The 13,300-nt window shown below is 73.0% G+C and carries 11 protein-coding genes; 7 read left to right on the forward strand and 4 right to left on the reverse strand.

Annotated features, from left to right (window positions below; translation table 11 throughout):
• Positions 1–91 precede the first annotated feature (91 nt).
• From pdhA to ACIO1C_RS05240, 7 genes are all read left to right on the forward strand, one after another.
• Positions 92–1,291 carry a pyruvate dehydrogenase (acetyl-transferring) E1 component subunit alpha gene (gene pdhA / locus ACIO1C_RS05210; protein WP_401858801.1) on the forward strand — a complete coding sequence of 400 codons (1,200 nt, stop codon included), beginning with the start codon at positions 92–94 and terminating at the stop codon, positions 1,289–1,291.
• A complete protein-coding gene (locus ACIO1C_RS05215) occupies positions 1,288–2,292 on the forward strand; it encodes an alpha-ketoacid dehydrogenase subunit beta (protein ID WP_401858803.1) in 1,005 nt (334 codons plus the stop codon). The genes pdhA and ACIO1C_RS05215 overlap by 4 nt, the downstream gene beginning before the upstream one ends.
• Positions 2,292–3,677, forward strand: a complete 1,386-nt coding sequence (locus ACIO1C_RS05220; RefSeq protein WP_401858804.1) for a dihydrolipoamide acetyltransferase family protein — start codon at positions 2,292–2,294, stop codon at positions 3,675–3,677. Before ACIO1C_RS05215 ends, ACIO1C_RS05220 begins: the two co-directional genes overlap by 1 nt.
• A 76-nt stretch (positions 3,678–3,753) precedes the next feature.
• Complete coding sequence (locus ACIO1C_RS05225; protein WP_401858805.1) at positions 3,754–4,644, forward strand: NTP transferase domain-containing protein; 891 nt, start codon at positions 3,754–3,756, stop codon at positions 4,642–4,644.
• A complete protein-coding gene (locus ACIO1C_RS05230) occupies positions 4,641–6,071 on the forward strand; it encodes a molybdopterin molybdotransferase MoeA (RefSeq protein WP_401858807.1) in 1,431 nt (476 codons plus the stop codon). Before ACIO1C_RS05225 ends, ACIO1C_RS05230 begins: the two co-directional genes overlap by 4 nt.
• Positions 6,068–7,147 carry a potassium channel family protein gene (locus ACIO1C_RS05235; RefSeq protein ID WP_401858808.1) on the forward strand — a complete coding sequence of 360 codons (1,080 nt, stop codon included), beginning with the start codon at positions 6,068–6,070 and terminating at the stop codon, positions 7,145–7,147. The genes ACIO1C_RS05230 and ACIO1C_RS05235 overlap by 4 nt, the downstream gene beginning before the upstream one ends.
• A 49-nt stretch (positions 7,148–7,196) precedes the next feature.
• Positions 7,197–8,183, forward strand: coding sequence for an NAD(P)H-quinone oxidoreductase (locus ACIO1C_RS05240; protein WP_401858810.1), 987 nt, complete (start codon positions 7,197–7,199; stop codon positions 8,181–8,183).
• 81 nt (positions 8,184–8,264) lie between these two features.
• Here the strand turns inward: ACIO1C_RS05240 and ACIO1C_RS05245 are convergent, their stop codons facing one another.
• The 4 genes from ACIO1C_RS05245 to ACIO1C_RS05260 all read right to left on the reverse strand — a co-directional run bounded on the left by ACIO1C_RS05245 (position 8,265) and on the right by ACIO1C_RS05260 (position 13,186).
• Positions 8,265–8,807, reverse strand: coding sequence for a bacterial proteasome activator family protein (locus ACIO1C_RS05245; protein ID WP_167030254.1), 543 nt, complete (start codon positions 8,805–8,807; stop codon positions 8,265–8,267).
• Positions 8,808–8,830: 23 nt separating this feature from the next.
• Positions 8,831–11,668 carry an ABC transporter permease gene (locus tag ACIO1C_RS05250; RefSeq protein ID WP_401858812.1) on the reverse strand — a complete coding sequence of 946 codons (2,838 nt, stop codon included), beginning with the start codon at positions 11,666–11,668 and terminating at the stop codon, positions 8,831–8,833.
• A complete protein-coding gene (locus ACIO1C_RS05255) occupies positions 11,665–12,414 on the reverse strand; it encodes an ABC transporter ATP-binding protein (RefSeq protein WP_401858814.1) in 750 nt (249 codons plus the stop codon). The genes ACIO1C_RS05250 and ACIO1C_RS05255 overlap by 4 nt, the downstream gene beginning before the upstream one ends.
• Before the next feature lie 109 nt (positions 12,415–12,523).
• Positions 12,524–13,186 carry a PadR family transcriptional regulator gene (locus tag ACIO1C_RS05260; protein ID WP_401858816.1) on the reverse strand — a complete coding sequence of 221 codons (663 nt, stop codon included), beginning with the start codon at positions 13,184–13,186 and terminating at the stop codon, positions 12,524–12,526.
• Positions 13,187–13,300: the final 114 nt, after the last annotated feature.

Consider the following 13,300-nt stretch of genomic DNA (forward strand, 5'->3'; position numbering starts at 1 on the left):
TAGCCAAATTGCCGCCACGACCGAACAATCGGTAGGTGAGGCGTGCCACATCCCGGCACCCCTGGTTCGTTTCCCACGAGGAGGTGCACGCGTGAAGAAGAGCAGTACTTCGGTTCAGGAACTGCCGGGTGCCGCCGTCCGCCGGGCCACCCCGCCCCCGGCGTGGCAGCCGCGTACCGACCCGGCCCCCCTGCTCCCGGACCCCGAGCCGTTCCGCGTGCTCGGCACGCCCGCCGCGGCCGGCGCCGACCCCGCGCTGCTGCTGCGGCTCTACACCGAGCTGGTCCGTGGCCGCCGGTACAACACGCAGGCCACGGCCCTGACCAAGCAGGGCAGGCTCGCGGTCTACCCGTCCAGCACCGGCCAGGAGGCCTGCGAGGTCGCCGCCGCGCTGGTCCTGGAAGACCGGGACTGGCTCTTTCCCAGCTACCGCGACACCCTCGCGGCCGTGGCCCGCGGGCTCGACCCCGTACAGGCCCTGACGCTGCTGCGCGGCGACTGGCACACCGGGTACGACCCGCACGAGCACCGCGTCGCGCCCCTCTCCACGCCCCTGGCCACCCAGCTGCCGCACGCGGTGGGCCTGGCGCACGCCGCCCGCCTCAAGGGCGACGACGTGGTCGCGCTCGCCCTGGTGGGCGACGGCGGGACCAGCGAGGGCGACTTCCACGAGGCGCTGAACTTCGCGGCCGTGTGGCGGGCTCCGGTCGTCTTCCTGGTGCAGAACAACGGCTTCGCGATCTCCGTACCGCTCGCCAAGCAGAGCGCGGCGCCCTCCCTGGCCCACAAGGCCGTCGGATACGGGATGCCGGGCCGCCTGGTCGACGGGAACGACGCGATCGCGGTGCACACCGTCCTCGCGGAGGCCATGGACCGGGCCAGGCGCGGCGACGGGCCGACCCTGGTCGAGGCCGTGACGTACCGCGTGGAGGCCCACACGAACGCCGACGACGCGACGCGCTACCGCGAGGACGGCGAGGTCCAGGCGTGGCGCGCGCACGACCCCGTGAAGCTGATGGAGCGCGAGCTGCTGGAGCGCGGGGTCCTGGACGAGGACGGCATCAGGAAGGCCGCCGAGGGCGCCGAGGTGATGGCCGCGCGGCTGCGGGAGCGGATGAACGCCGAGCCGGCGCTCGACCCCATGGACCTGTTCACGCATGTCTACGCCGAGCAGACCACCCAGTTGGCGGAGCAGGCGGCGCTGCTCCGGGCCGAGCTGGAGGCGTCGGCGGATCCGGCGCCCTCCGGAGACGGCCGGAACGCCGGGGAAGCGGCGGGTGAGCGGCGATGACCACCACCGCGGTGAAGCCCGCCACCATGGCGTCGGCCCTCCAGCGCGCGCTGCGGGACGCGATGGCCGAGGACCCGTCCGTCCACGTCCTGGGAGAGGACGTCGGCACGCTGGGCGGGGTCTTCCGGATCACCGACGGCCTGGCGGCCGAGTTCGGCGACGACCGCTGTACGGACACCCCGCTCGCCGAGGCGGGCATCCTGGGGACGGCCGTCGGCATGGCGATGTACGGGCTGCGGCCCGTGGTCGAGATGCAGTTCGACGCCTTCGCCTATCCGTCGTTCGAGCAGCTCATCAGCCATGTGGCGAAGATGCGCAACCGCACACGCGGGGCGATGCCGCTGCCGATCACCGTGCGGGTACCGTACGGCGGCGGGATCGGCGGGGTCGAGCACCACAGCGACTCCTCCGAGGCGTACTACATGGCGACCGCCGGGCTCCACGTCGTCACACCGGCGACGGTGGACGACGCGTACGGCATGCTGCGGGCCGCGATCGCCTCCGACGACCCGGTGGTCTTCCTGGAGCCGAAGCGGCTGTACTGGTCGAAGGCGCAGTGGTCGCCGGACGAGCCGGCCGCGGTGGAGCCGATCGGACGCGCGGTGGTGCGGCGCCGGGGCACGAGCGCCACGCTCATCACGTACGGGCCCTCCGTGCCGGTCTGTCTGGAGGCGGCCGAGGCGGCCCGCGCCGAGGGCTGGGACCTGGAGGTCGTCGACCTGCGCTCGCTGGTGCCGTTCGACGACGAGACGGTGGCCGCTTCCGTACGGCGTACGGGCCGGGCGGTGGTGGTCCACGAGTCCACCGGCTTCGGAGGACCCGGCGGGGAGATCGCCGCCCGGGTCACCGAACGGTGCTTCCACCACCTGGAGGCGCCGGTGCTGCGGGTCGCGGGATTCGACATCCCGTATCCGCCGCCCATGCTGGAGAAGCACCATCTTCCCGGCGTGGACCGGGTGCTGGACGCGGTCGCGCGGCTCCAGTGGGAGACGGAGAGCTGATGGCCCAGGTGCTCGAATTCAGGCTGCCGGACCTCGGGGAAGGACTGACCGAGGCGGAGATCGTCCACTGGCTGGTGGAGGTGGGCGACGTGGTCGCCATAGACCAGCCCGTCGTGGAGGTCGAGACGGCCAAGGCGATGGTCGAGGTGCCCTGCCCGTACGGAGGTGTGGTCACCGCCCGCTACGGCGAGGAGGGCACGGAGCTGCCCGTCGGGGCTCCGCTGCTGACCGTCGCGGTGGGTGCGTCCGAGCCCGCCGCCGACGGGGGGCAGGGCCCGGAGCAGGCCGCTGCTCCGGACGCGCCGGCCGCCGACGAGGGGTCGGGCAATGTGCTGGTCGGGTACGGCACGGGCGCGCCCGCCGCGCGCAGGCGCCGGGTCCGCCAGGCGTCCCCGGCGGTCCCTTCCGTCCCTGTCGCACCGGCCGTGGCGTCCGTGCCCGCGCCGGCGGCCGTCGGGGGGCACGTGAACGGGTCAGCCGGTCCCGCCGGTCCTGTCGCGGTCGTGTCGCCGCTCGTCCGCAGGCTCGCGCGGGAGAACGGCCTCGATCTGCGGACGCTGACGGGTTCGGGGCGCGAGGGTCTGATCCTGCGCTCCGACGTCGAACAGGCCATCCGCCGGGCGGCCACGGAGACGGCGTCCCCGGCCAACGCCACCGCGTCCACGGACGCGGTGGGATCGACCGGAGCCGTGCCGGACGCCGTCCGGGTGCCGCTGCGGGGCGTACGGGGCGCGGTCGCGGACAAGCTGTCCCGCAGCCGCCACGAGATCCCGGACGCCACCTGCTGGGTGGACGCGGACGCGACGGAGCTGATGGCGGCCCGTACGGCGATGAACGCGGCCGGCGGCCCGAAGATCTCGCTCCTCGCGCTGCTCGCCCGGATCTGTGTCGCGGGCCTCGCCCGTCACCCGGAGCTGAACTCCACGGTGGACCTGGCCGCCAGGGAGATCGTGCGGCTGCCCGACGTGCATCTGGGCTTCGCCGCCCAGACCGAGCGCGGGCTGGTCGTCCCCGTCGTACGGGACGCGCACGGCCGTAGCGCGGAATCCCTGAGCGCCGAGTTCGCCCGGCTGACGGAGGCGGGCCGGTCCGGGACGCTGACACCGGGCGACCTGACCGGCGGGACGTTCACGCTCAACAACTACGGGGTGTTCGGGGTCGACGGCTCGACGCCGATCATCAATCACCCGGAGGCGGCGATGCTCGGGGTCGGCCGGATCATCCCCAAGCCCTGGGTGCACCGGGGCGAGCTGGCCGTCCGGCAGGTCGTCCAGCTGTCCCTCACCTTCGACCACCGGGTGTGCGACGGCGGCACGGCGGGCGGCTTCCTCCGTTATGTGGCGGACTGCGTCGAGAACCCGGCGGTGCTCCTGCGGACCCTGTGAAAGAAGTCCGGGCCCCGGACGGGGGTCTTGTGCTCCGAACGGCCGATCGCGGATCGTGGACCGTCATACTTCTGTCATGACCGCGTATGACGCCATCGTGCTCGCCGGAGGCGCCGCCAAGCGCCTCGGCGGGATCGACAAGCCCGCCGTGCGTGTCGGTGGCCGTGCCCTGCTCGACCGGGTCCTGGCGGCCTGTGAAGGGGCCGGCAGCACCGTCGTCGTGGGCGGCCGGCGCCCGACGGTCAGACCCGTGCGCTGGGCGCGGGAGGACCCGCCGGGCGGCGGGCCGCTCGCCGCGCTCGACGCGGGGGTGCGGCGCGTCGAGGCGGACACCGTGCTCGTCCTCTCCGCCGACCTGCCGTTCCTCGGCGCCCCGACGGTCGACCGGCTGATCGAGGCGCTGGACACCAGCGGCCGGGAGGCGGCGCTGCTCATCGACGCCGACGGGCGGGACCAGCCTCTGGTCGCCGCCTATCGCGCCGAGCCGCTGCGCCGTGAACTGGCCCTGCTGGCCACCGAGCACGGGAACCTCACCGGTCTGCCCCTGCGTCTGCTGTCGCACGAACTCGACCTCGCCCGCGTCGATGCCGATCCCTTCGCCTCGTTCGACTGCGACACCTGGGAAGACATCTCCACGGCCCGGGCCCGTATCAGAGAGCATGGGACCGTGCTGGACGAATGGATCACCGCAGTCAAGGACGAACTCGGCATCGAGCTGGACGTCGACATCCCTCTCCTTCTGGACCTCGCCCGTGACGCCGCGCACGGCGTCGCCCGGCCCGCCGCCCCGCTGACGACCTTCCTGGTCGGGTACGCGGCCGGCCGGGCCGGCGGCGACGGCCCCGAAGCGGTCGAGGCGGCGACCCGCAAGGCGGTGGCGCTCGCCCTGCGCTGGGCGGACGAGGCGGCCGGGACCGACGGTCCCGCCGGAGACGCCGGAGGCGCCAAGGGGGCCGACGCCGGATGACCGCCCAGGACCGCGAGGTCGAGGGCGTCGAGGAGGCCCTGGCCCTGGTGGCGAGGGGGCAGGCCCGCTCGCACCCGACGCCGCGCGCGCACCACCCGCACGACCCGCAGGACGGGTGCGTACCGCACCCCCAGCCGCCCGGCGAAAGCGGGGTGGCCGACGGCGGTGCGGCCGGGGGCGGCCGGCGGCACGGTACGGAGTGGGCCGACGCGCGCGCCCTCGCCGGGGCTTCGGGGCGGGCCGCCCCGGCCGCGCGGGCCCGCCGCGTGCGCCTCGAACACGCCCTGGGCGAGGTGCTCGCCGAGGCGCTCGTCGCACTCACCGACCTCCCGTCGTTCGACACCTCCGCCATGGACGGCTGGGCGGTCGCGGGTCCCGGCCCCTGGGCCGTCAGGACCCCGGAGGGCGCGCCCGTACGGGGCGACGCCGCCGAGCGGTCCGGGATCCTCGCCGGACACGGCGCGTCCGTACCGCTTCCCGACGGCACCGCCGTACGGATCGCCACCGGCGCGCGGGTACCGCCCGAGGCGACCGCCGTGATCCGCAGCGAGCACGCCCGTACCGACACCACCGGCCATCTCCACGCCGAGCGCCCCGTCATCCCCGGCCAGGACATCAGGTCGCGGGGGCAGGAGTGCCGCTCGGGCGAGCCGTTGCTCCCCGCCGGGGCGCTGGTGACACCCGCCGTGCTGGGCCTGGCCGCCGCCGCCGGTTACGACGAGCTGCTGACCGTCCCCCGGCCCGCCGTCGACGTGCTGGTGCTCGGCGACGAGTTGCTGATCGAAGGCCTCCCCCGCGACGGGTTCATCCGGGACGCCCTGGGGCCGATGCTCGCGCCCTGGCTGCGCACGCTCGGCGTCGAGGTGATCGCCACCCGCCGGATCGGTGACGACGAGGACGACCTGTACCGCGCGGTGACCGAGTCCAAGGCCGACCTCGTGATCACGACGGGCGGTACGGCCGGCGGCCCGGTCGACCATGTCCACCCCGTGCTCCGGGCCGCTGGCGCCGAGTTGCTGGTCGACGGGGTCGCCGTACGTCCCGGCCACCCCATGGTCCTGGCCCGGCTGCCCTCGGGACGGCATCTCGTGGGGCTGCCCGGCAACCCCCTCGCCGCCGTCTCCGGACTGCTGACGCTCGCCGAACCCCTGCTTCGCGCACTCGCCGGCCGCCCGGCGCCCCCGCCGTACCGAGCGCCGCTGCGCGAAGACGTGCAGGGCCACCCGTACGACACCCGCCTCGTCCCGGTGGTCCACCGCGACGACGCGGTCGTGCCGCTGCACTTCAACGGTCCGGCCATGCTGCGGGGCATCGCCGCCGCCGACGGGCTGGCGGTCGTCCCGCCGGGCGGCGCCCGGCCCGGTGACGACGTCGACATCCTCGACCTGCCCTGGACCGCTTCGACCGACGGCGGGTGTTTCACGTGAAACTTCCCGGCCATGACGCCATAGCCAGGAACGCCGACGAGCATCTGGTCACTGCCCGCGTGGCACTGCCGCGTCAGCAGGTCCAGCGACCGCTCCGCCAGGTGACCCGCCGGCTGGTGATGGCCCTGGTGGTGTTGTTCGTGACGGTCTTCATCGTCTGGATCGACAACAAGGGCTACCACGACAACTCGGACGACTCGGTCGACTTCCTCGACGCCGTCTACTACGCGACCGTCACGCTCTCCACGACCGGTTACGGCGACATCGTCCCGTACAGCGACAGCGCACGGCTGGTCAATGTGCTGCTCGTGACCCCCCTGCGCGTGCTGTTCCTCATCATCCTGGTCGGCACCACTCTTGAGGTCCTCACGGAACGCACCCGTGAGGAATGGCGGCAGAACCGCTGGAGGTCCCACTTGCGCGAGCACACGGTCATCGTCGGATACGGCACCAAGGGGCGGTCGGCGATACAGACCCTGTGCGCCACGGGTCTCAGGAAGGACCAGATCGTCATCGTCGACCCGTCGGCGAAGGTGATCGAGGCCGCCAACGCCCAGGGGTTCGTCGGAGTCCTCGGCGACGCGACCCGCAGCGAAGTGCTGTTGCGCGCCGAGGTCCAGAAGGCCCGTCAGATCGTCATCGCCACCCAGCGGGACGACACGGCGGTGCTGGTCACGCTGACCGCGCGTCAGCTCAACCGGTCGGCGAAGATCGTCGCCGCCGTCCGGGAGGAGGAGAACGCGCCGCTGCTGCGCCAGTCCGGCGCCGACGCGGTGATCACCAGCGCCAGCGCGGCCGGCCGGCTCCTCGGGATGTCCGTGCTCAGCCCGATGGCCGGCACGGTGATGGAGGACCTGATCCAGCAGGGCAGCGGTCTGGACCTCATCGAACGGCCCGTCATAAAGGCGGAGGTGGGGCGGAGCGTACGGGAGACGGAGGACCTGGTGGTGAGCGTGTTGCGCGGGCACCGGCTGATCGGTTACGACGATCCGTCCGCGAGCCCGCTCCAGCTGACCGACCGGCTGATCACCATCGTGCGCGCCCAGAACCCGACGGATCCGGAGGCCGGGACCTGACCGTCGCGGACGAACACCCGCCCAGGGGGCGGGGAGTAGCCTCACGGCCATGCATGCGATCACGATTCCGGAACCCGGTGGCCCCGAGGCGCTCGTGTGGGCCGAAGTCCCCGATCCCGTCCCCGGCGAGGGCGAAGTGCTCGTCGACGTCGTGGCGAGCGCGGTCAACCGCGCCGATGTACTGCAACGGCAGGGCCACTACGACCCGCCGCCAGGATCCTCGACCTACCCCGGCCTGGAGTGCGCGGGCCGTGTGGCGGCGCTCGGCCCCGGCGTCACCGGGTGGGCCGTCGGGGACGAGGTGTGCGCCCTGCTGGCCGGCGGGGGATACGCCGAGAAGGTCGTCGTCCCTGCGGGCCAACTGCTGCCCGTACCCACGGGGGTGACCCTGGCGGAGGCCGCCGCGCTTCCCGAGGTGGCCTGCACGGTCTGGTCGAACGTCTTCATGCTCGGCCGGCTCACCGCCGGTGAGACGCTGCTGCTGCACGGCGGCGGCAGCGGGATCGGCACGATGGGGATCCAGGTCGCCAAGGCGCTCGGCGCCCGGGTCGCGGTGACGGCGGGCGGCCCGGAGAAGCTGGCGCGCTGCAAGGAGCTGGGCGCGGACATCCTGATCGACTACCGCGAGCAGGACTTCGTGGCGGAGATACGGAAGGCGACGGACGGAGCGGGCGCGGACGTCATTCTCGACATCGTCGGCGCGAAATACCTCGCCCAGAACGTGAAGGCGCTGGCCGTGAACGGCCGGCTCGCGGTGATCGGGATGCAGGGCGGGGTGAAGGCCGAGCTGAACATCGGTGCGCTGCTGAGCAAGCGCGGCACCATCACGGCGACCTCGCTGCGGGCCCGCCCCCGGGCGGAGAAGGCGGCCATCGTCGCCGCCGTACGGGAACACGTCTGGCCGCTCGTCGCCGAGGGGCGCGTCCGTCCGATCGTGGACCGGACGCTCCCGATGGCGGAGGCGGCGGAGGCACACCGCGTGCTGGAGTCCAGCACCCACGTGGGCAAGATCCTGCTGATCGCGCCGACGGCCTGACCTGGCGGAGGGCGGCCTGACCTGGCGCTGGGGCCCGGCACCCTTCTGAGGGTGCCGGGCCCTGCGCGTGCCCCAGAGGTCCTAGAGGTAGGGACCCGAGCGGATCGCGCCGTGGCCCTGTTCCTCGTCGTCCTCCTGCACCGAGCCCGGCGGGAGGGCGCGGCGCATCTGTTCGAGCTGGGCCCTGGCCGCCATCTGCTGGGCGAACAGCGCCGTCTGGATCCCGTGGAAGAGGCCCTCCAGCCACCCCACCAACTGGGCCTGCGCGATGCGCAGCTCCGCCTCGGAGGGGATGGCCTCGTCGGTGAAGGGGAGGGAGAGCCGCTCCAGCTCCTCGACGAGCTCGGGTGCGAGCCCGTCCTCCAGCTCCTTGACGGAGCTGGCGTGGATCTCCTTGAGCCGTACCCGGCTCGCCTCGTCCAGAGGGGCCGCGCGGACCTCTTCGAGCAGCTGCTTGATCATGCTGCCGATGCGCATGACCTTCGCGGGCTGTTCGACCATTTCCGTCACCGGGATCTCACGGGGCTCGTCGTCGGTTCCACCGCCGCCGAGCGCCGTCCCGTCCTGTCCCACCACCAGGACATGAGGGCTCTCCTGCGACCGTTCGTTCCTCGACATTTCCATGTATTCATTGTCTCGCACCCGGCCTACGTGGCCGCGCGGCGGCCCAGTGTTCCGTGGGAGCGGGTGACCACGGCCGCCAGCAGGGCCGCGCCCACCGGGACCGCGATCAGCAGGGCGGCCAGCGTCCCCCACGGGACGACGATCGGGACGTGCGGCACCACGGCGTCGGTCAGCCCGTCGGTGAGGGCCTGCCGGTAGCGGTTCTCCCCGTCCCGCCGCTCGGTCAGCCGGAGCGCGACGGCGGGGAGCAGCCCCGCGGCGGTACCGAGCAGGACGCCCATCCCCGCCACCAGCCCGCACTGGAATCCGCTGAGCGTCCTGCGGACCCGGGACGGCGCGCCGACCGCGGCGAGCGTCTTGAGGTCGGCCTCGGCGTCGGCCTGCGCGAGACCGGTGGCGATCCCGGCGGCACCGATGGTCACCAGCCCGGCGAAGACGCCCAGGGCGAGGAGCACGATGTTGTTCTCGCCGACGTAGCCCTTCTCGATGTCCAGGTAGGCGTTGGCGCCGAAGGCGTCGAGATCGGAGGTGAGCCGCTGCTCCTGTGCGCCGCTCGGCATCTCGGTGGTCGAGTAGTACCCGCCGAGCGGGACGACCCCGAAGCCCGCCGCCTTGGCCGCGCCGGCCGGGATGATCATTTTGATGCCGTACGCGTTGGGCTTGCCCGGAACCTCGTGCGCCGTGAACTTCTTGACGTCGGCCGGCAGTTCCTTGTCCTGCTCCCTGGCCTTGTCGGCCGCGCGGGTATCGGGAACCAGCCGAATCCCGATCTTTCCCTCGGTGTCGACGTTGCGCGCGTCGAACGACAGGATCTCGCCCGCCGCCAGCGCCTTTTCGGCCCCGGGGTCCTTGATCCCGAACACCTGGAGGAGCGCGGCGTCCCCGACCACCACGTCACCCGAGGCGGGGTAGACGGTCCCGTCCTTGCAGCGGGAGTCGGCGCGCAGTTTCAGGCGCTCGGCGGCGGTGAACTCCTTGTTCGCGTTCTCCTCCTTCCACAGCGGGCACTGGTTCGCGTCCGGTACGACCACCTCGGCGGTCCCGCAGCCCTTGCCCGTCGTGTCGGACGCGCAGCGCGGGGGACCGACGACGAGGCCGTCGATCTTCGCGGACACCGCGACGGGCAGCTCCCGCTGTACGGCGGCGCGGGCGGCCGGCACGTCCCGGCCGCCGTCGTCGCTGATGGCGAGCGAGACCGCGCCGTACGGCAGGTCGGCGACGTACGCGTCCCGGTTCTGGGCGTCGCTGCTCGCGGTGTACGTGGCCACCGCCACGGTCCCCGCGACCGCCGCCAGGACGGCGGCGACGGCCGGAGCCGTACGACCCCGGTTGCGTACGGCGTCCCGCAGCGCCAGCCGGGGCGAGAGCGGCAGCCAGCGGCCCACCCTGCCGAACAGTCCCACCAGGGCCGGGGTCATCGCGACCACCCCCAGCTCGGCGAGGGCGCTGCCGCCCGCGACGATCACATAGCTGTCCGACACGGTCCACCCGTACAGCGCGATCGCCGCGCCGATCGCGATCGCGACCAGGCCCACCGCCGGCAGCACCCGGTTGCTCCGGCGGATGCCGCGCCGGCCGGTGAGGGACGCCAGGACCGTCTGGCGGGACGCGGTCACGGCCGGGACGATGGCGGCGAGCAGACCGGTGAGCACGGCGAGTGCCGCGATCCCGAGCAGTTCGAGCGGCCGTACGTCGAAGCTGCCGAAGCGCTGGCCCAGATAGCTCTCCAGGACCGGTCGCAGGGCGAAGGTGAGGGCGACGCCGAGGACGGTGCCGACCACCGCCGCGACGGCCCCGATGACCAGACCGCCGCCGAGGACGATGGCCCGGATGTGGCGCCGGTCACCGCCGTTGGCCCCGACGAGGCCCAGTTGGCGGCGCGAGCGGCGGGCGCCGACGGCGAAGGCGGGACCGGCCAGCAGGCAGATCTCCAGCATGGCGAGGCCGACCACCGTGCCTGCCGCGGCGAGTGCGGCCGGATCGGTCGCCGCGTTTTCCCGGTATCCGGTCCATTCGGACCTCTGGTAGAGCGGCACGTCGGCGTCGGCGGGCGGCGAGAGGATCACGGCGCGCGAGACGACCACCACGCCCTTGGTGTTGGCCTGCTGGACCATGTTCCACGTGAAACCACCCGGAACGGAGACCAGTTGGGTGGTGTCCGGGGCCGAGCTGTCCAGCCCCTGGTCCTGGAGGGCCTGGTTCAGCGGCGCGAGCAGCGTGCCGGGGAGTGCGTTGATCTGGGCGGTGTTCAGTTCGCCGGGCAGTTCGTAGGCACCGACGATCTTGTAGGACGTGTCGAGCCCGCGTGCGGTGAGCTTCGATCCGACCCGCAGTCCGCTGGTCTCCAGGAACTGGGTGGTCGCGGCGACCTCGTCGGCCCGGGCCGGGAAGCGGCCGTGGTCCAGGCGCAGGATCCCCTCGGCCGCCCGGTCGGTGGCCTTCAGCTCACGGACCTGGGCCTGGAGCAACCCATGAGTCGTACGGAGTTTCGCGCTGCCGGCCGAGTCCGTCAGCGTGGTGGCACCGGCCGGAAGTGCCTTCCTGAGGTCGGTGCCACCGTCCGGCCACCGTCCGTCGCCGTAGTCCTTCACGGGGGAGTAGTCCGTGCCCTTGGGCCCTTGGAGGAGGGGTATCCCGCCGAGCCCCGGATCGGTGAGCCGGGCGTCCGCGTGACCGAGTTCGCGCGTCAGGGTCTCCTGCGGGGAGAGCTCGGCGCTCCGTACGGTCAGATCCACGGCGCTGACCCCGAGGATGGGGAGCGCGATCATCGCGAGGACGAGGAAGCTGCGGCCCTTGAAGCGCCAGGCGTCGCGGCGGGCGATGCGCAGGGCGGCGCGCCAGGAGTGGAACCAGGTGATCACAGGTCGGCCGCCTGACCGGTGAGCAGGGAGTCCGCCTCGCTGCGGATGGTCTGGTCGACGACGGAGCCGTCCCGCAGGAAGACGACCCGGTCCGCCCAGGCCGCGAAGCGCGGCTCGTGGGTGACCAGGACGCCGGCGGCGCCCGCGTCGCAGCGGCTGCGCAGCAGGGCGAGTACGGATTCCCCGGTCTCGGAGTCCAGGGCGCCGGTGGGCTCGTCGGCGAGCACGAGTCTGCGGTCGCCGACGAGGGCGCGGGCGATGGCCACCCGCTGCTGCTGCCCGCCGGACATCTCGTCGGGGAAGCGGTCGGCGAGCTGGTCGAGGCCCATCTCGTCCAGCGCGGCGAGGGCTTCGACCCGTGCCTTGCGGGCGGAGGTGCCGTCCAGCTCGCGGGGGAGCGCGATGTTCTCCGCCGCGGTGAGGGCGGGGATCAGGTTGTAGTCCTGGAAGACGTAGCCGATGCTGCGGCGCCGCAGGGCCGCGAGCCGCTTGCGGTCGACGGTGGTGATGTCCGTTCCCTCGACCACGACGCGCCCCGAGGTGGGGTGGTCGAGGCCGCCCGCGATGGTGAGCAGCGTGGACTTCCCGGAGCCCGACGGGCCCATGACGGCGACGAGTTCGCCGGGGAACACGTCGAGGTTGATGCCGCGCAGCGCGTGCACCTCGGTGGCTCCGCTGCCGTGGACGCGGGTCAGTTCCTGGAGCCGCAGCACCGGCTGCTGCGGTGCATGGGGTGTTTTGGGCATGGGTGGATCCCCCTCGGTGCGTACGCGGTCGTGTGCGCGCGTACGAATGGTGAGCTGAAGACGACGGGACGGGCGGCGGTGCGCCCGGAACGGGTGAGGTGAGGTGCGGTCAGCGGCGGCGGCCCCGGCGGGTGGGGGCGGTCGCGGTCGGTTCCGGGGGCGTCGGCGCGGCGGGCGCCGCGGAGACCTCCGCCGGGGCGGCGGGCGCCTCCGGGACGGGGTCGACCGCCTTCTCCTGGAGCATCGCCAGCCGGATCAGCCGTACCTCGCAGTGGTCGAGCCACCTGGCCTCGGCCTCGGTCTGGAAGATGAGCTGGTCCAGGACGAGCAGCCACGCCACCTCGTCCCGGTCGGCCGGAGTGCTGTCCAGGCTCTGGGCCTTGAGGCGGGTGTAGTCCTGCATCGCCTGGATGGTGTGGTGGCGCTGGGACTGGATGACTTCCCGGATGTCGACGCCCGGGGCGCCCACCGCCATGGCGAGCTTGATGGCCAGCTCGTCCCGGGGCGGGCTGGTGCGGTCGACGGGCCTGCGGAACCACGACCGCAGCTCGCTGCGGCCCGGTTCCGTGATCACGTAGAGCGCGTGGCCCGCCTCGTCCTCGCCGTCCTGGGTGACCATGCCGTCCCGCTCCAGGCGGTTCAGGGTCGTATAGACCTGGCCCACGTTGAGCGGCCAGGTGGATCCCGTACGGGACTCGAACTCCGTACGGAGCTGGGAGCCGTAGCGCGGGCCGCGTTCCAGGAGGGCGAGAAGCCCGTGGCGAATCGACATACTCAGTATGTATACCCGGTAGGTCGTCGGCCGCAAGCGACCTGAGAGGGACCTCACGCGTCAGTCGTGAGAGGGATACGGCCGGTGACAGCGCAGGGACAGACCTGGGACGGA

The sequence above is a fragment of the Streptomyces sp. NPDC087420 genome, from assembly GCF_044744165.1.
In the GTDB taxonomy this organism is placed as follows: Bacteria; Actinomycetota; Actinomycetes; order Streptomycetales; family Streptomycetaceae; genus Streptomyces.